The sequence below is a fragment of the Streptomyces sp. NBC_00104 genome (genome assembly GCF_045160825.1).
Taxonomy (GTDB): domain Bacteria; phylum Actinomycetota; class Actinomycetes; order Streptomycetales; family Streptomycetaceae; genus Streptomyces.
The window spans coordinates 7196241-7211667 of the sequence record NZ_CP108215.1; the positions used below are offsets into that span (position 1 = coordinate 7196241).

General features: G+C 68.7%; 15 protein-coding genes and 2 pseudogenes. 10 read left to right on the forward strand and 7 right to left on the reverse strand.

What is annotated here, in order from left to right; genetic code table 11:
• The first annotated feature begins 42 nt into the window (after nt 1-42).
• From OG272_RS31695 to OG272_RS31710, 4 genes are all read left to right on the forward strand, one after another.
• Nucleotides 43-1539, forward strand: a complete 1497-nt coding sequence (locus tag OG272_RS31695) for a PfkB family carbohydrate kinase (protein WP_405896099.1) — start codon at nt 43-45, stop codon at nt 1537-1539.
• Nucleotides 1536-2297 carry an IclR family transcriptional regulator gene (locus tag OG272_RS31700; protein WP_326578078.1) on the forward strand — a complete coding sequence of 254 codons (762 nt, stop codon included), beginning with the start codon at nt 1536-1538 and terminating at the stop codon, nt 2295-2297. Before OG272_RS31695 ends, OG272_RS31700 begins: the two co-directional genes overlap by 4 nt.
• Complete coding sequence (locus OG272_RS31705; RefSeq protein WP_328223944.1) at nt 2294-2704, forward strand: RidA family protein; 411 nt, start codon at nt 2294-2296, stop codon at nt 2702-2704. The genes OG272_RS31700 and OG272_RS31705 overlap by 4 nt, the downstream gene beginning before the upstream one ends.
• 214 nt (nt 2705-2918) lie before the next feature.
• Complete coding sequence (locus OG272_RS31710) at nt 2919-3560, forward strand: hypothetical protein (RefSeq protein WP_327728005.1); 642 nt, start codon at nt 2919-2921, stop codon at nt 3558-3560.
• 102 nt (nt 3561-3662) lie between these two features.
• Here OG272_RS31710 and OG272_RS31715 read toward each other — a convergent pair whose 3' ends face one another.
• On the reverse strand, nt 3663-5033 hold the full coding sequence (locus tag OG272_RS31715) for a M14 family metallopeptidase (protein WP_327728004.1): 1371 nt from the start codon (nt 5031-5033) through the stop codon (nt 3663-3665).
• Nucleotides 5034-5487: 454 nt separating this feature from the next.
• Between OG272_RS31715 and OG272_RS31720 the strand changes: the two genes are divergently transcribed.
• Both OG272_RS31720 and OG272_RS31725 read left to right on the forward strand, forming a co-directional pair.
• Entirely contained in the window at nt 5488-5898 is a 411-nt protein-coding gene (locus OG272_RS31720; RefSeq protein WP_326585640.1) for an ATP-binding protein, read from the forward strand.
• Nucleotides 5899-6097: 199 nt separating this feature from the next.
• Nucleotides 6098-7420: an Nramp family divalent metal transporter gene (locus tag OG272_RS31725; RefSeq protein ID WP_326578074.1), complete on the forward strand. Its 1323-nt coding sequence runs from the start codon at nt 6098-6100 to the stop codon at nt 7418-7420.
• Between the two features lie 80 nt (nt 7421-7500).
• On the opposite strand, the gene OG272_RS31730 is transcribed toward OG272_RS31725, so the two are convergent.
• Together OG272_RS31730 and OG272_RS31735 are read right to left on the reverse strand one after the other, a co-directional pair.
• Nucleotides 7501-8796 carry a hypothetical protein gene (locus tag OG272_RS31730; RefSeq protein ID WP_405895335.1) on the reverse strand — a complete coding sequence of 432 codons (1296 nt, stop codon included), beginning with the start codon at nt 8794-8796 and terminating at the stop codon, nt 7501-7503.
• 104 nt (nt 8797-8900) lie between these two features.
• The gene (locus OG272_RS31735; protein ID WP_326578072.1) at nt 8901-9410 is read right to left on the reverse strand and encodes a SigE family RNA polymerase sigma factor; all 510 of its coding nucleotides are present in this window, start codon (nt 9408-9410) and stop codon (nt 8901-8903) included.
• Between the two features lie 169 nt (nt 9411-9579).
• Here OG272_RS31735 and OG272_RS31740 point away from each other — a divergent pair, with 169 nt between their 5' ends.
• Complete coding sequence (locus tag OG272_RS31740; RefSeq protein ID WP_405895336.1) at nt 9580-10245, forward strand: hypothetical protein; 666 nt, start codon at nt 9580-9582, stop codon at nt 10243-10245.
• Between the two features lie 35 nt (nt 10246-10280).
• On the opposite strand, the gene OG272_RS31745 is transcribed toward OG272_RS31740, so the two are convergent.
• Both OG272_RS31745 and OG272_RS31750 read right to left on the reverse strand, forming a co-directional pair.
• On the reverse strand, nt 10281-10472 hold the full coding sequence (locus OG272_RS31745; RefSeq protein ID WP_326578069.1) for a hypothetical protein: 192 nt from the start codon (nt 10470-10472) through the stop codon (nt 10281-10283).
• 10 nt (nt 10473-10482) lie between these two features.
• A complete protein-coding gene (locus OG272_RS31750; RefSeq protein WP_328223948.1) occupies nt 10483-11334 on the reverse strand; it encodes a helix-turn-helix transcriptional regulator in 852 nt (283 codons plus the stop codon).
• Between the two features lie 137 nt (nt 11335-11471).
• Between OG272_RS31750 and OG272_RS31755 the strand changes: the two genes are divergently transcribed.
• Nucleotides 11472-11930 (forward strand): ATP-binding protein, encoded by a 459-nt coding sequence (locus OG272_RS31755; RefSeq protein ID WP_327727999.1) that lies wholly within the window; start codon nt 11472-11474, stop codon nt 11928-11930.
• Between the two features lie 175 nt (nt 11931-12105).
• On the opposite strand, the gene OG272_RS31760 is transcribed toward OG272_RS31755, so the two are convergent.
• Nucleotides 12106-12579 (reverse strand): hypothetical protein, encoded by a 474-nt coding sequence (locus tag OG272_RS31760; protein WP_327727998.1) that lies wholly within the window; start codon nt 12577-12579, stop codon nt 12106-12108.
• Nucleotides 12576-14135 (reverse strand): annotated as a pseudogene (locus OG272_RS31765) (RHS repeat-associated core domain-containing protein); the annotation flags it as partial. The pseudogene OG272_RS31765 and the gene OG272_RS31760, both read right to left, overlap by 4 nt.
• 82 nt (nt 14136-14217) lie before the next feature.
• Here OG272_RS31765 and OG272_RS31770 point away from each other — a divergent pair.
• Together OG272_RS31770 and OG272_RS31775 are read left to right on the forward strand one after the other, a co-directional pair.
• Nucleotides 14218-14505 (forward strand): transposase, encoded by a 288-nt coding sequence (locus OG272_RS31770; RefSeq protein WP_326584620.1) that lies wholly within the window; start codon nt 14218-14220, stop codon nt 14503-14505.
• 14 nt (nt 14506-14519) lie between these two features.
• A pseudogene (locus tag OG272_RS31775) lies at nt 14520-15419 on the forward strand (IS3 family transposase); the annotation flags it as partial.
• Nucleotides 15420-15427: the final 8 nt, after the last annotated feature.

Here is a 15427-nt window from a genome sequence, read left to right on the forward strand (position 1 = left end):
ATCGTGACCCCCGGCACGGATGTCGTCGCGCTCGGAGAGTCCATGGTCACGTTCCTTCCCACCCGCCCCGGGCGCCTCGCCGACGTCCCCTCCTTCGAGCGGGCCATCGGCGGTGCCGAGTCCAACGTCGCGTGCGCGCTGGCGGCGGCCGGGCACACGGTCCGGTGGGTGAGCCGGGTGGGGGCCGACGGGTTCGGGGACCACCTGGTCGAGACGATCGGCGGACACGGCGTGGACGTGACGTCCGTCGAGCGGGATCCGGCGCGTCCTACGGGCGTGTACTTCCGTACGGCGGGGGACCGGGCCACGGACGCGCACGAGGTCGCCTACTACCGGGCCGGTTCGGCCGCCTCGGCGATGTCGGCGCGGACCGTGGACCTCGCGGCGGTGCGCGCCGGACGCGTACTGCACCTCTCGGGGATCACGGCCGCCCTGTCCGGCGACTGCCTGCGGCTGCTCCGCGAGCTGACGGCCCCCCACCCGGGCCGCCCCCTGATCTCCTTCGACGTCAACCACCGGCCGGGCCTGTGGCACGACGCCGACGGCCCGCGCGTCCTCCTCGAACTGGCCCGCGCCGCCGACCTCGTGTTCGTCGGCGAGGACGAGGCGAAGGAGGTTTGGGGCATCACGGGCGGACCGACGGCGGTCCGGAGGCTGCTGCCGGAGCCGGATGTGTTGGTGGTGAAGCAGGGGGCGCGCGGAGCGACGCTGTTCCGCCGGGGCCCGGGCCGGGGCCGGGCTGAGGACGGTCGGGCCGAGAGCGGCTGGGCAGATAGCGGCCGGGCAGAGGGCAGTCAGCCCGGCCAGGACGGCTTCCGGCCTGTGGACGGCGGCGGGGGCGGCGGGGGCGGCGGGGCTGAGGATGGTCCGGCCGACCCGGGCGGTTCCCGGGCCGTGGACGGTGGCTCGCGACTCAAGAACGGTGGCCGGGGCGGCGGCGCTGAGGGTTCTCAGTCCGCCCCGGGCGGTTCCCGGCCCATGGACGGCGGCATCTGGCCGACGGACGGCGGCTCCCGGCCGGTCGGGGCGAGCGGCACCCACCCCGGCTCGACCTCCGCCCTCGGGACCTCCGCTCGGGAAGCCTCCGCCCTCGGGACCCCCGGCCTCGGGACCCCCGCTCGGGAAGCCTCCGCCCTCGGAGCCTCCGCCCTCGGGAGCTCCGCTCGGGAAGCCTCCGCCCTCGGGAGCTCCGCCCTCGGGGCCTCCGCTCGCGAAGCCTCCGCCCTCGGAACCCCCGCCCACGAAACCTTCGTCCCCGCCCTGGACGTCGAAGTCGTGGCGACCATCGGGGCCGGGGACGCCTTCGCCGCCGGGTTTCTGTCCGCGACACTCCGCGGCCTTCCCGACCGTGCCCGGCTCCGGCACGGTCATCTCATGGCCGCGGCCGCCCTGACCGTCCCCGGAGACCTCGCCGCCCCGCCGTCCCGTGACCTCGCCGATCGCCTGGCGGCCCTGTCCGACGAGGCGTGGGGGAGACTTCGACTCGGCCCCGGCTGGACGCAAGCCGATCAGGCCCCCGAGGAGGTACGCACCCCATGAGCCAGACCGTCGACCGCGCACTGAGCATCCTGCCGCTGCTGGCCGAGGGCCCCGCCGACCTCGGCCGGGTCGCCGACCGCCTGGGCGTCCACAAGTCCACGGCCCTGCGCCTCCTGCGGACCCTCCACGAACACGGCCTCGTCTACCGCCAGTCCGACCAGCGCTACCGCCTGGGCGCCCGCCTCTTCGCCCTCGCCCAGGAGGCCGTGGAGAACCTCGACATCCGCGAGATCGCCCACCCCCACCTCGTACGCCTCAACGAGCACTGCGGCCACACCGTCCACCTCGCCGTCTACGAGGAGAACGAGGTCCTCTACATCGACAAGGTCGAGAGCCGCTACCCGGTCCGTATGTACTCCCGGATCGGCAAGCCGGTCGCCATCACGGTCGCCGCCGTCGCCAAGCTGTGCCTCGCCGACCTCCCCGAAGCCGAGCGCCGCGCCCTCGCGGAGAAGCTCGACTACCCCATGTACACGCCCCGTTCGACCCCCAACGCCCCCGCCTTCCTCAAGGAGCTGGCGCGGGTCCGCGAACAGGGCTGGGCCACCGACCTCGGCGGCCACGAGGAGTCCATCAACTGCGTCGCCGCGCCCGTCCGCGGCGCCGACGGCCGGGTCGTCGCCGCGATGTCGGTCTCCGCGCCCAACGTCGTCGTCACCGCCGACGAACTCCTCACCCTGCTGCCGCTGGTCCGCCGCACCGCGGACGCGATCAGCGGCGAGTACTCCGGCAGAACCCCAGCGAAGGACACCGTATGACCGACAAGATCGCGCTCACCCCGAAGACCCACACCGCCCCGCCCGCGAAGTTCTCCCACGGCGTCAAAAAGGGCAACATCCTCCAGGTCGCCGGCCAGGTCGGCTTCCTCCCGGCCGTCGAGGGGCAGCCCCCGACCCCGGCCGGCCCCACCCTCCGCGACCAGACCCTCCAGACCCTCGCCAACGTCCAGGTGATCCTGGAGGAGGGCGGCGCCACCTGGGACGACGTGATGATGATCCGCGTCTACCTGACCGACGTGGACCACTTCGCCGAGATGAACGCGCTCTACAACGAGTACTTCGCACGACACCTCACCGCGGCCCCGGCAGCCCGCACGACGGTCTACGTCGGCCTCCCGGCAGGCCTCCTGATCGAGATCGACGCGCTGGCGGTACTGGACAGCTGAGTCCGGCATCCCCGCCCGGCCGCGATCCCGCACCACCCCCCCCGCACCACCCCCTCACCATCCCCGCCGCGGTCCTGAGCGTGTTCGTATGGACGTGTTCGTACGGACGTGTGCGCGGCGCACAGAGCGCCAGGGCGAGATTGTGCAACTGAGATACGGACATATGCCTGGCCCGACTGTCCTTGGCACAGGGTCGTCGACCATACTGCCCGCTGTGGAGCAGCGCATCGGTTCGAACAACCAGCCCCTGGCCGCCGCCGCGGTCGACCCGTCGCACATCCCCGGACTCACGGCACCGGTGTCCGTGAAGAAGGAGAAGCAGGAGGAGCCGGAGGACATCAAACCGACGGAGCCCGAGGCGCCGGACGAGGCCGCCCCGGAGCAGGACGAGCCGGCTGCCGCCGAGAAGACGTCGAAGGCGTCCAAGACGTCCGTCGCGAAGACCCCCGCCGAGAAGACCTCGGCCGACGACGCGGAAGCGGGCGCGGGCCCGGACGCGGACGAAGACGCCGCCGAGGACGCGGCCGACGGCCCCGTCTTCGAGGCCTCCGACCGCCGCGCGAAGATCGTCGCCGACAGCCGTGGCGTACGGCTGCGCCTGGACGACCAGGAGTGCGAGTTCGGCTGGGACGAGATCGGCGCGATCGAGACGGAGTCCCCCCGCTTCGGCAAGCGGTTCACGGTCACCGTCCACACCCCCGACCGCCGCTGGTACCCCATCGAGATCGAGGCCAAGGCCAGGTCCGAGCACGCCGCGTGGGAGACGCAGATCGACGAGGTCCTGGACGCGTACTTCGACGACGGCGAGGAGAAGAAGGCCGAGGACTCGGCCGAGGAATCGGTCGAGTCCGAGTAAAGCGCCCCGTAAGGGGCGCGGGGAACTGCGCGACCAGCCACAACGGACGCGCAGTTCCCCACTCACGGAAGCGGCACCGGCACCGGCACCGGCACTACCGGCCTAGCAATACTGCGCTTCCTTGCCGATCGACCGGTACATGCAGTCCGAGTTCTCCAGCAGCTGCAACACCGCGTCCCGGTTCCGCGCGGTCTCCCGGGCGATGACCTCGTCGGGCGGGTAGAACCCGCCACCCCCGGCCGACCCCGGGTACATCTCGAACGTGTAGGCGAAGATCTTCTGGTTGCCCCACAGCCAGTCGTCGATCGACCCGTCCGTGATGTAGAGGTCACTGGCCTGCTCGGGCGTGTACCCGTTGCTGGTGGCCATCTTCCCGCCGACGGTCGCGAACGCGTTGCGGTCGTCCGCCGTCATCCCCGTCGTCGTGTCGGCGGTCGTGTACCCGAACGGCCACAGCACCAGCTCGCTGTACGTGTGGAAGTCGATGCCGGTCCTGATCTGCTGGACCCCGCCGACGACCCGGCTGCGCACGAAGTTCGCGACGACCTTCACCTCGGGCGCGGACTCGGCGGCCGTACCCCGGTAGGTGTCCGAGGAGGTGGAGCCGGACGAGCCGCCGCAGCAGCCCCAGCGGTAGTTCCAGTTGCGGTTGAGGTCGGTGCCGACGGCCGACGAACCGCTGTTGGGCTGCCGGTTCTTGCGCCACGAGCGGTACGAGCCGGTGGCGACGTCGTACTCTCCGCCGTCCGGGTTGAGGTCCGGGATGATCCAGATCTCGCGGTTGTTCACCATGTTGGTGACCCGGGAGTCGGTCCCGTAGTCGGAGGTCAGCTCGTTGAGCAGGTAGAGCGCCATCTCGACGGTGAGGTGCTCACGGGCGTGCTGGTGGTGGGTGAACAGCACCTCGGGCTCGGCCTCGTCCGTGCCGACGTTGTCGCTGATCTTGATGGCGACGATGTTCCGGCCCTGGTACGAGGTGCCGATGACCCGCTGGCTGGCGATGGAACTGTTCGCCGAGACCACGGAGTTGATCTCGTTCGTCATCTCCGCGTAGTTGTGGTAGCGGGAGTCGGCGGACGGGAAGTCGAAGAGCCGTACGTCGTCCTCGCCGTTCGACCGGTCGGGGACCGCGCCGAGCGGCGTGACCTCGTAGCCCTGTTGCTTCAGCTTCTTGATCTGGTCCGCGCGCCCGGAGATGAACACCGAGTGGTCGTCGGCGTCGTCCACGGTCACGCCGGCCTGTTGCAGCGCCGTGCGGGACTTGCTGTCCGAGTGCATGTGGACCTCGTACTGGCGGATGTCGTCCGCCGAGGCCTTGGGTCGCTCGGCGCTGGTCGCCGTCGCGTCCGTGGTCGTCGCGGCGACCGGGGCGGCGAGAGCCAGGGCCAGCAGGGTGGCGAGGGCGGCGGTGCGGCGGCCTGATCTCCTGCCCGTGCCGCCGGGCGCCGACCTGCCGCGCATGCGGAGTCGCATGAAGTCTCCTATTTTCTCCAGGAATTCCGGGGTCTCCGGAAGTGGGGAGTGGAGCGGGGGGTGGATCCTTGCGACGTGCCTCGGGCCTGACCGATGACCGTGGGGATCCCGGCAGGCCCTGGTGCGGGTGTGGCGCTCATGGTGCGGGTCTGGCATGACCAGGTCAAGAGTGGGGGTGTGGGTGCCCCGGGGCGGCGTGGCCGGAACGGACGGGAACCGGCCGGGGGTTCGCGGCGTGCGTAAGCCCTACACAACCGCGTACACGCCCATCAGGCGCGTACGCCCCCAATTGCGGACGTACCCGGGCGGGAAACAGGTATATGCAAGGCCGGAAACGGGTATTCCTCCCCGTGTGCCGCGTACGTGCGGCGGCAACCCTGGAAGCATGCTGCAACTCTCCGGGGGACTCCTTCCGGATTCCGGCCCCCATTACGCCTCGTACCCCCAACCGCCGATGGGTGCGGGCCACTTGAGCGTCGAGTACGACCCTCGTCCCACCGCCGCCGCACAGGCCCGCGCGCAGGTGCGCAGGCAGCTGGAGGGATGGGGACTGCTCGACCAGACCGACACGGCGGAACTGCTGGTGAGTGAACTCGTCACCAACGCGCTGGTGCACGCGGAGAGCCGACTGAAGCTGACCCTGTCGGCCGCGCACGGTGTCCTGCGCTGCGAGGTGTCGGACACGGACGGCCGCCCGCCCCGGGTGCGTCAAACGACGGAGATATCGGAGAGCGGCCGAGGGATGTTCCTGGTGGACGCGCTCGCCGGGCGCTGGGGTTGCCATCAGGACGGGCCGGGCAAGACCGTGTGGTTCGAGCTCGGCACGTGCGGGTCCGACGGCTGCGGTTCCGCTCCGCTGGGTTGAGCGGGTTCGGCGGGGCCGGTGGCTTCGGTGGCATCCGGTACTGAAGCCACCGTTCACTGAGGCCGTCGGTCGTCCGCGGCGCCGTCGTGGCTGGTCGCGCCCCGCGACGGAGCCGCACATCGATACAGCCCCGCGCCCCTAAAGGCATCCCGGGCACGCCCTCTTGCCTGGTCGGGGCCCATGCGGTTTCTTGACCTGCATGGCGGACACCACGGGAAACCCCACTGACACCCCGGCAACATCCGACACCAACCCCCCACCCCGCACATCAAGTTGGAAGTACATCGGCCCCGGCATCGTCGTCGCCGCGACCGGTGTCGGGGCCGGCGACCTGGTCGCGACCCTGATCGCGGGCAGCAACTTCGGCTACACCCTGTTGTGGGCGGCCGTCATCGGCTGTCTCGTCAAGATCTCCCTCGCCGAGGCGGCCGGCCGCTGGCACCTGTCCACCGGCCGGACCCTCTTCGACGGCTGGGCGAGCCTCGGCCGCTGGACGACGTGGTTCTTCGTCGTGTACGTCGTGATCTGGGGCTTCGTATACGGCGCGGCCGCGATGTCCTCCAGCGCCCTGCCCCTCCAGGCGCTGTTCCCTGACGTCATGGACCTCAAGTGGTGGGCCGTCCTGTGCGGCCTGAGCGGTCTGGTCTTCGTCTGGTTCAACAAGTACGAGGTCTTCGAGAAAGTCATGACGGTCCTCGTGGGCGTCATGTTCGTGGTGACCGTCTACCTGGCGATCAGGGTCACCCCCAACCTCCCGGACGCGCTGGCGGGGCTGTTGCCGGTCCTCCCCGACGAGAAGGACTCGATCCTCAACACCCTCGGCCTGATCGGCGGCGTCGGCGGCACGATCACGCTGGCCGCGTACGGCTACTGGGTCAACGCCAAGGGCTGGACCAACACCGGCTGGATGAAGGTCATGCGTCTCGACAACCGGGTCGCGTACATCACCACCGGCATCTTCGTGATCGCCATGCTCTTCGTCGGCGCCGAACTGCTGCACTCCGCCAACGTCGCCATCGCCAGCGGCGACAAGGGCCTGATCCAGCTCAGCGACATCCTGGCCGACGAGTACGGCACGGCCACCGCCAAGTTCTTCCTGATCGGCTTCTTCGCCACCTCCTACACCTCCCTCATCGGCGTCTGGCACGGCGTGAGCCTGATGTTCGCGGACTTCGTGGAACGCTTCCGCAGGAAGGGGGCGGTGACGGGCGAGGAGGTCGCCTCCGGCCGCCGGGAGAAGTCCTGGCCGTTCCGCGCGTACCTGCTCTGGCTGACCTTCCCGCCCATCGTCCTGCTCTTCCAGGGCCAGCCGTTCCGCCTGATCATCCTCTACGGCGTCCTCGGCGCCGCCTTCCTCCCCTTCCTCGCCGGCACCCTCATCTGGCTCCTGAACTCCTCCCGCACGCCCCGGGAATGGCGCAACGGCTTCGTCAGCAACGGGATGCTGGCCCTCGCCGGCCTGCTGTTCCTGGTCCTGGCCCTGAAGCAGATCTGGGACCAGCCGTGGGCGGACTTCTTCTGACGCCCGATACACCGGTGGGGCGGCCGGCCCCGTGGTCCGGCCGCCCCCACCGGACCACGGGGCCGGCAGTGCCCCGGTCGCTAGCCGAGCGTCTTCCACTTCTCGCTGGTGGCGATCTCCTTCAGCTGCGCCAGGGTGAGCGCGGGGGTCTCGCGGGTCGCGGCCGTGTGCTGGGCACCGGAGTTGAAGGCGCTGATCACGACCCGCAGCCCGTCGGTGCGGAGCGTGTCCACGGTCCACATGACGACCCCCTCGCCGCCCTTCTCACCGGGCCCCTGCCTCGTGGCGACCTTCGTGCCGTCGGGCAGGGTCTCGGCATCGGCGCCGAACAACGAGTCCGCGACGTCCGCCATCCCCGGCTGCACATTGATCTGCACCAGGCTCCTCCCCCTGCCGTCGTCGAGGACGACGTAGGCGAAGTCCGACTCCTGGCTGCCCTCGTCGACACCGTGGACGCCGTCGGGGAGGAGCCCGGCGAGGGTCTTTTGGATGGTGGCGCCGTCCACCACCGGGGCGTCGACGGACCCGGCCTCGGGCCGCTCGGTCGAGGACTCCTGCTTCTCCCCCTGGTCCTCCTGCTCCGCCTTGTCCTCCGGAATGGCGTCGATGGCCCGGCGCCAGCCCGAGTCCATGACGATGTCCTTCAACTGGGCGGTGGTCAGCGGAGGGTCCTCACGGGTGACGGGGGAGCCCTTCTGCGCCGGGGCGTTCCACTCCATGACGCTGACGTCGTAACCGTCGGCGGTGACCAACTGCGCGTACCAGTGCTTGGTCTCCTCACGGCGGTCCGGGTACTCGTACCCCTGGAAGAGCATCAGTCGCGAACCGTCCGGCAGGGTGCTCTCCTCGCAGGAGTCGTACTCGACGAACGTCTTGTCCGGGCAGTCGGTGAGCTGCTTGGCGTGCTCGCTGTCGGCGTCGATCTGCCCGAGCCCGATCTGCACGGCGGCCCCGCCCTCGCCGTCGTCGTACACGACCTGCGCGTACGGCCCCGGCTCCGCGCCCGTGCCACGCGCCGACTCCCCGCTGAACTTCCCCGCCGGCAGCAGATCCTTGAGCTGCCGGACGAGTCGGGCGCCGGACACCTTGCCGTCGTCGTCCCTGGGGCCCGGCTCGGTGGACCGCTCCGCCGCCACGGACTGCTTCCCGCCCCCGTCGCCGATCCCGGGCAGCAGGAGCGCCCCGCCCACTCCGACGAGCGCGATCCCGGCGACCCCGCCCAGCATCGCCGCCCGCCGGCGCAGCAGCAGCCGCCGGCCGCGTACGGCTCCGCCGCCGACCATCGCGTGTCCATCGGTCTCGAAGGCATCTCCGGCCCGGCGCAGGGCGTCGCCGAGCCTGCCCTCGAAGGGGTCTCCGTGCTCTTCAACGGGCATGACGAACCACCGTTTCTGCGAGTGGGTGTGGGAGTGAGTGTGGAAGTGCGGGTGGGTGTGGGAGCGAGTGTGGGTGTGGGTGTCGGCCGGTGTCTCTGAGGCACTCAGGGGGTGACGTACTCACCGATGCCGTCCCCGAGGAGCACGCGCAGCCGGGCGAGGGCGCGGACGCATCGTGTGCGGACCGCCGCCGAACTGGCGTTCATCGACGCGGCGGTCTCCTCGATGGACCGGTCCTCCCAGTAGCGCAGGACGACCACGGCCCGGTCCTTGGGCGGCAGTTGGGCCAGCGCCTCGACGAGGGTGAGCCGCAGGGAGGAGTCGGAGCCGGGCGCGGCGGGCACGTCCGGAATCACGTCCGTGGCCCGTTCCCTGCTGCTACGCCGCCGTTGATGGGCGAGGAAGGTCCTGGTCAGCACGGTCTGCGCGTACCCGGCCGGGTTCTCCGCCTGCCGCACCCGCCCCCACTTCACGTACAACCGCCCGAGCGTCTCCTGCACGAGGTCCTCGGCGAGATGGGTGTCTCCGCCGGTGAGCAGACACGCGGACCGGTAGAGATGCCCCGCACGCGCCGCCGCGAACTCCTGGTATCCGTCCGCGCGGACTGGTCTCATCTCTGGCTCCCCCTGGGTGAGCTCGCGTAGGCGCCGACTTCGCTACTCGGCCTCTTCGCTACTTCGCTTCTCACTTCATTGATGTGGTGGCCCCCGGGGAATGTTTCATGGGCGGGTGAGGGATACGGTGCGGTACGAGTCACACCAACGGGGCAGAGGGACGAACACCATGGACCAGCCTGATCAGGGCCAGCAGCCGCCGCCACCGCCGCAGCCATGGACACCGCCGGGCGGCCGGCAAGGCTTCGGCCCCCCGCCCCCGCCGTACGCGCAGCCGCCGCAGGGCCAGCCACCACAGCCGTACGCGCAGCCGCCGCAGGGCCAGCCACCACAGCCCTACGCGCAGCCGCCGCAGGGCCAGCCACCACAGCCCTACGCGCAGCCGCCGCAGGGCCAGCCACCACAGCCCTACGCGCAGCCGCCGCAGGGCCAGCCACCACAGCCCTACGCGCAGCCGCCGCAGGGGCAGCCGTACGGGCAGTCGGCACCGCCTCCCGCCGGCCAGCCGCCTCACCCGTACGCCCAGCCACCGGCAGCCCCAGGCGCGCCGCCCCAGGGCCCGGAGTTCCTGGCCGTCGACCGCCACAACTCCGTCGTCATCGACATCAACGGTGTCGCCTTCGAGGACCACGGCATCGCCATCGACTTCACCTGGCCCGAGATCCGCAGCGTCCACTACAAGGCGAGCGGCAACGGCAAGTCCCTCATGGTGGCCGTCATCCACCTCGACGGCAGCTTCTACGAGTGCACGGTCGAGGCGAAGCCTCGGGAGCGCCTCCACCACTGGTTCGCGCACCTGGCCCAGGTGCTCGGCTACTACCGCCCGATGGGCTAGCCATGGTGCTTCCGCACGGACGACCGTGCGAAACCTCAGAGCAAGTGATCCGCCTTGCCCGCCTTGATGTCGAGAATGAGCGTGCGCAGCGCTTCCCGGGTGTCGGTGAGGTAGGTGTCCTCGGCACCGGCTATGGCGATGTAGGCGTTGCCGGTGGGGTCGGTGCCGAGGCGGAAGCAAGCCGATCCCTCGGCGCAGAAGGGGTCTTCCCACGTGATGTCGGCCATGGTCGTCTCCTCAGAGTTGGCTGGCGATGTCCTGGATGAAGGCGCGCGACTCCTCGGGAGACAGTGCGCGCTTCTCCATCCAATCCAGTTGGGTTCGGTACTTGGACAACTGGGCCTCCTGGTATAGGAATTCCGGTCCGTGGGTGCTGTCGACCTGCACGGTGTCGAGCTCCGGCACGGGGCCTTCCATATAGATCACGGTCTGCCCAGCGCCAGGGAACGAGCCCGCGTCGAACGGGAAGACCCGTAGCGCCATGTTGGCCCACTCCGACACGGCGAGAAGATGATCGAGCTGCCCCCGTGCGACCTTGCGTCCGCCGAACTGCATGCGCAGCGCCGCCTCGTGAAGTATCCCGACGTACTCGGTGGGGTCGTCGTTCTGCAGCACACGCTGACGCTCCAGGCGGTGCGCGAGCCGCAGGGCGATCTCATGGTCGGGCAGTGGCGGCAGCGCGGCCTTGAAGACGGCTTGGGCGTGGTCGCTGGACTGAAGGAGCCCAGGCATGTGGATCAGGTGAACGCTGCGGATCCGCACGGCGTGGTGTTCCAACTCGGCGATGTCGAGGAGCCCGGCGGGAAGGCTGCCCCGGTATCTCTCCCACCAGCCCCGCTCGGCGGGTTGCGCCATGGCGACCAGGGCGCTGACGTAAGCCTCGTCGTCGCAGTCGCAGTTGCAGGCCAACGTACGTAGCCGGTCGGCGCTGATGGCACGTGTGCCCGATTCGATGTTGGAGATCTTGCCTCGGTCCACACCGAGCAGTCCGGCGGCGTACTCCCCGGTCATACCGGCAGCGGTGCGCATCCTCCGTACCTCCGCCCCGAGCCGCTTCTGCCGCTCCGTCGGAGATGTCCTCCCGGCCATGCCGTTCCTTCCTCGAAGACAGCACCACCCTGGAGGTGCTTGTGTTCCCTCATTTATGGGGCAACATAACCCCGCATGCCCTACAGTCGGTAATGAACAAGCTACACACGGCAGTTGTTGCCTCGAAGGGAACCCCCATGCCCGAAGCGCCCTCGGCCTGCCCTGTCCCGCCCGCATCCTCCTCGAAGACTTCCCGCACCTGGGAATGCCGCCTGGACCTGCCCAACGACCCCCGGACCCCACGCGTCGCCCGCCACACGATCCGCGCCGCACTCCTCGGTCACGCCTGCTCCCAGGACCTCACCGACACAGCGGAACTACTGACTTCGGAGCTGCTCTCCAACGCGGTGAAGCACTCCGACGGCCTCATCACCGTCACCCTCCGCGCCAGCCCCGACCGCCTCCACGTCGCCGTCCTGGACAACCACCCCGATCTCCCCAGCCCCCTCCCCTCCACCACCGACCACGAGTTCGGCCGGGGCCTGTTCCTCGTCGACGCGTTGGCGGACGTCTGGGGCCGCTACCCCGTCACCGGAGACTTCCGAAAGCGCGGCTGGAAGGTGGTGTGGTTCGAGTTGTCTACCGCGGGCGGCTGACTATGCGTAGGCCTGGGCTGTCGGCTGCTCAGACGGTGATCCGGTAGTGCCCTGAAGATGAATTCTTGGTCCTGCATATTTGTGAAGTGGGCGATGTCGCGAATTTGTGACTGCCGGTCCAGATCTCCTGGATGGCTGCACGGAGTTCCGATCGGTCGATTTTCCTGGATCGGCGCTATCGCCACTTCGGCTTTCCCCATGACGCAGTGAGGAAATAGAGCCACCAGATCGGATTGATGAAGTTGAGCCAATTCTTCCTGTTTTTGAGGTGGCGCTCCCAGTATGCGTCCTGTTCCTCGATGGAGGCGATCAGGTTCGGTGGTGCATAATTGAAAGTTGGAACGAGGTCGCGTACTGTTGTGGGACGCCACATGTGGAGAACGTAGATCATCCAAGCGCCGTGCGATGAGGACAGCCCGGATGGTCTGACATTGGCTCGTGCCCCGTTGCAGCAGAGTGCGATACCTCTCGGGGCAAGCTCTGCTCGCATGGACCGCAGTGCTTGAAACACGTTGTCGCCGTTGGCTGATGCCTCAATGCCGTGCGGTGATTCCAGGCGCAGTTGCCACGGGCCGTCCCCTTCGACCAGTATTTTCCACTCGGTTTCCTGGTCATCAAATTGGACGCGGATGGGAATTTCTTCGTTCACTCTATATATCCCGGGTTCTCGATGATTTCTCCCGTCGGCCTTCCGTAGCGCCAATATTCCGCGCGTACGATGTTGCTCGGATCGATGCTCCTGAAAATCACCTCTCGCTCGGACGGGAAGCCGGTGCCGTTTATCCAAGAGCGAATAGCGCCTCCTAGTGAGCGGTTGACATCTACGCCATACCCGGCGCCGCGGATCTCGTAAACCCAGGTGCCGCGTCCTCTGGCCGACTGCGGAAAATTACCTGCCTCGCTGACGCTCTTGCTTGTGCCGACCCAGTTTGATGGGGTGTCGTAGAGTGAATATTTTCCGATGTCCTCGTTGGTTCCCTTCGGTGAAAAGCCATTTTCAAAAACTAGTTCAGGTGGGCGCGTATCTCCTCGATAGACTACTTTAGGTTCGATTACTGCCTTTCGTGCGACACCAAAGTCCTCTGCGACAGCTTGGCGGCAGGGGGACAATCCTTTCGGGTCTATTTCCTCCAGCGGGTTATGGACGTATGCGGCGGGATTGGGCGCAGGGGTGAGGCCGAGAGGGTCGGGGGTGAGATAGCGGGCGGTTTCGGGGTCGTAGTGGCGGAAGTAGTTGTAGTGGAGGCCGGTTTCGGGGTCGTAGTACTGGCCGGGAAAGCGGAGAGGTGTGTAGGTGCTACTGCTGACGGCCCAGGCTGTTGTGCCCCAGAGCGTGCTCCGTGTCCGCCAGACGATCTCGCCGTGTTCGTCGACGAGTTCGCTAGGGGTGCCGACCAGGTCGGTGACGATGGTGAAGAAGCGGGAATCGATCTCCTCTTGCGGAGTGGCGACTGCGGTGATGCGTTCCGTCTGGGAGATGGGTCGCAGGCCTTGGTGGTCCCAGGTCAGGGTGACCGGGTTCGGCAGAGCCGGGGACTTTGTGGTCTGTTCGCAGAGGGTTGTGCCGTCCCAGGTGAAGTCGATCTGCTCGATGACCGCTTTGCCGTCGGCTGACAGACGGAGTTTCGCCGTGCGGCGGCCCAGCGGGTCGTACGTGTATCGCCAGCGGGTGCCGTCCGGTGTGGTCACCGAGGTGAGGCGGTCCTCGGCGTCCCACTCGTACCGCCAGGTGTCCGCTTTGCGGGACAGGCGGGGCTTCTGGCGGAGAGTGATGCGGCCGAGGGCGTCGTGCTCGTAGCGGACCTTGCCCGCGCGGGTGATGCGGGTGCCCTCGTACGAGCGCAGTCCCGTCGCCTCTTGGCCCGGGTGGTCCGTCGGCCACGACGCAGACGTCTGGTTGCCCGCCTCGTCGTAGGCGTACGTCTCCGTCCAGTTCGCCGCGTGGACCGCGGTCACCCTGCCCGCCGTGTCCAGATCGAAGTGGCGGGAGCCGGAGAGTTGGTCGTCGATGCCGGTCAGGTTGCCGTCGGAGCGGTAGGAGTATGAGCGGTGTTGGATCGAGCGGTCGTCTGCCGCCATCACCGACTGGGTCGTCAGGCGGCCGATGGAGTCGAAGGTGTGGTGCAGGGTGACCGTTTCGCCGATGTGACGGGTCAGTTCGCGGCCGGCTTCGTCGTAGGTGAAGTCGATGGTGCGGCCTGAAGCTCCCCCCTTGACCTGGACAGCCTGATACTGGGACGGAAGGTCCCGGAGGAAGCAGTCACAGGTAGTGAGCAAGAAGAGCAACATGAGCAAGCGGTACACGGCCGAGTTCAAACGCGACGCCGTCGCGCTGGCGCTGTCGTCGGACAAGACGGTCACCGAGGTCGCCCGGGACCTGGGGGTGAGCCCGGAGGGTCTGCGTGGCTGGGTGAAGCAGGCCAAGGCCGACCGGGGCGAGGGGCCCGCCGGGACTCTGACCAGCGCCGAGCGGGAAGAACTCGCCCAGCTGCGGCGTAAGGTCCGCGAGCTGGAGAAGACGGTCGACATCCTGGGAAAAGCGACCGCCTTCTTCGCGCAGGACAAGATGAGGTAGACACCGCCACGCGGTGCCGCTTCATCGACGCGGAGAAGACATCGGACGACAATCACGCAGGTCACAGCGTCGCGCTGCTGTGCCGTGCGCTCGGAGTGCCGCGCTCTACCTACTACGCGCACCGGGCGGCCGCGTCAGCGCGCCGGGTCGCGCGGCGCGAGGAGGAACGCCTGGTGGACGAGATCCGGGTGCTCCACGCCGGATCGCGCGGCGCCTACGGGGCCCCGCGGATCCACGCCGCCCTGCGGCGGGCCGGGCGGGCGGTGAACCCGAAGAGGGTCGAGCGGCTGATGCGCAAGTACCGGATCGTCGGGATCACCCGCCGCCGGCGTCGGGGCCTGACCAGGCAGGCCAGGCGGGCGGTGTTCGCCGCCGACCTGATCGGCCGGGACTTCACCGCCCCCCGTCCCGGGATGCGGCTGGTCGGTGACATGACCGAACTCGTCACACGGGAAGGGAAGTTGTATCTGGCGACCTGCATTGATCTCGCGACGCGGGAGGTGATCGGCTGGGCGATGGCCGACCACCACCGCGCCGAGCTGCCGGTCGCCGCCCTGCGGATGGCGGCCGGACGCGGTGGTCTGGAGGACGGCTGCATCATGCACACCGACCGCGGCAGCGAATACACGAGTGATGAATTCCGCACCGAGATACGCAAGTTGCGCATGCGACAGTCGATGGGACGTGTCGGCTCTTGTTACGATAACGCTGCTGCGGAAAGCTGGTTCGCCGTCCTGAAAGCGGAGATCGGAACCACCGTCTGGGAGACCCGCGAGGCCGCCCGGGCCGACGTCTTCCGCTACATCGAGATCGAGTACAACCGCAGCCGACTCCGCAGACACCCCGAGCATGGGTACGTCACCCCACTCGAAACGAGAACCTTGCTCAGGCAAGACCTCACCCCCGCAGCGTAAACACCCGC

Excerpts from the sequence above, each read along its gene's own strand:
- OG272_RS31695 (WP_405896099.1), top strand. The coding sequence starts at position 43 with ATGGTCACGTTCCTTCCCACCCGCCCCGGGCGCCTCGCCGACGTCCCC.
- OG272_RS31700 (WP_326578078.1), top strand. The coding sequence starts at position 1,536 with ATGAGCCAGACCGTCGACCGCGCACTGAGCATCCTGCCGCTGCTGGCC.
- OG272_RS31705 (WP_328223944.1), top strand. The coding sequence starts at position 2,294 with ATGACCGACAAGATCGCGCTCACCCCGAAGACCCACACCGCCCCGCCC.
- OG272_RS31715 (WP_327728004.1), bottom strand. The coding sequence starts at position 5,033 with ATGCGACTCCGCATGCGCGGCAGGTCGGCGCCCGGCGGCACGGGCAGG.
- OG272_RS31720 (WP_326585640.1), top strand. The coding sequence starts at position 5,488 with ATGGGTGCGGGCCACTTGAGCGTCGAGTACGACCCTCGTCCCACCGCC.
- OG272_RS31725 (WP_326578074.1), top strand. The coding sequence starts at position 6,098 with ATGGCGGACACCACGGGAAACCCCACTGACACCCCGGCAACATCCGAC.
- OG272_RS31730 (WP_405895335.1), bottom strand. The coding sequence starts at position 8,796 with ATGCCCGTTGAAGAGCACGGAGACCCCTTCGAGGGCAGGCTCGGCGAC.
- OG272_RS31735 (WP_326578072.1), bottom strand. The coding sequence starts at position 9,410 with ATGAGACCAGTCCGCGCGGACGGATACCAGGAGTTCGCGGCGGCGCGT.
- OG272_RS31740 (WP_405895336.1), top strand. The coding sequence starts at position 9,580 with ATGGACCAGCCTGATCAGGGCCAGCAGCCGCCGCCACCGCCGCAGCCA.
- OG272_RS31745 (WP_326578069.1), bottom strand. The coding sequence starts at position 10,472 with ATGGCCGACATCACGTGGGAAGACCCCTTCTGCGCCGAGGGATCGGCT.
- OG272_RS31750 (WP_328223948.1), bottom strand. The coding sequence starts at position 11,334 with ATGGCCGGGAGGACATCTCCGACGGAGCGGCAGAAGCGGCTCGGGGCG.
- OG272_RS31755 (WP_327727999.1), top strand. The coding sequence starts at position 11,472 with ATGCCCGAAGCGCCCTCGGCCTGCCCTGTCCCGCCCGCATCCTCCTCG.
- OG272_RS31770 (WP_326584620.1), top strand. The coding sequence starts at position 14,218 with ATGAGCAAGCGGTACACGGCCGAGTTCAAACGCGACGCCGTCGCGCTG.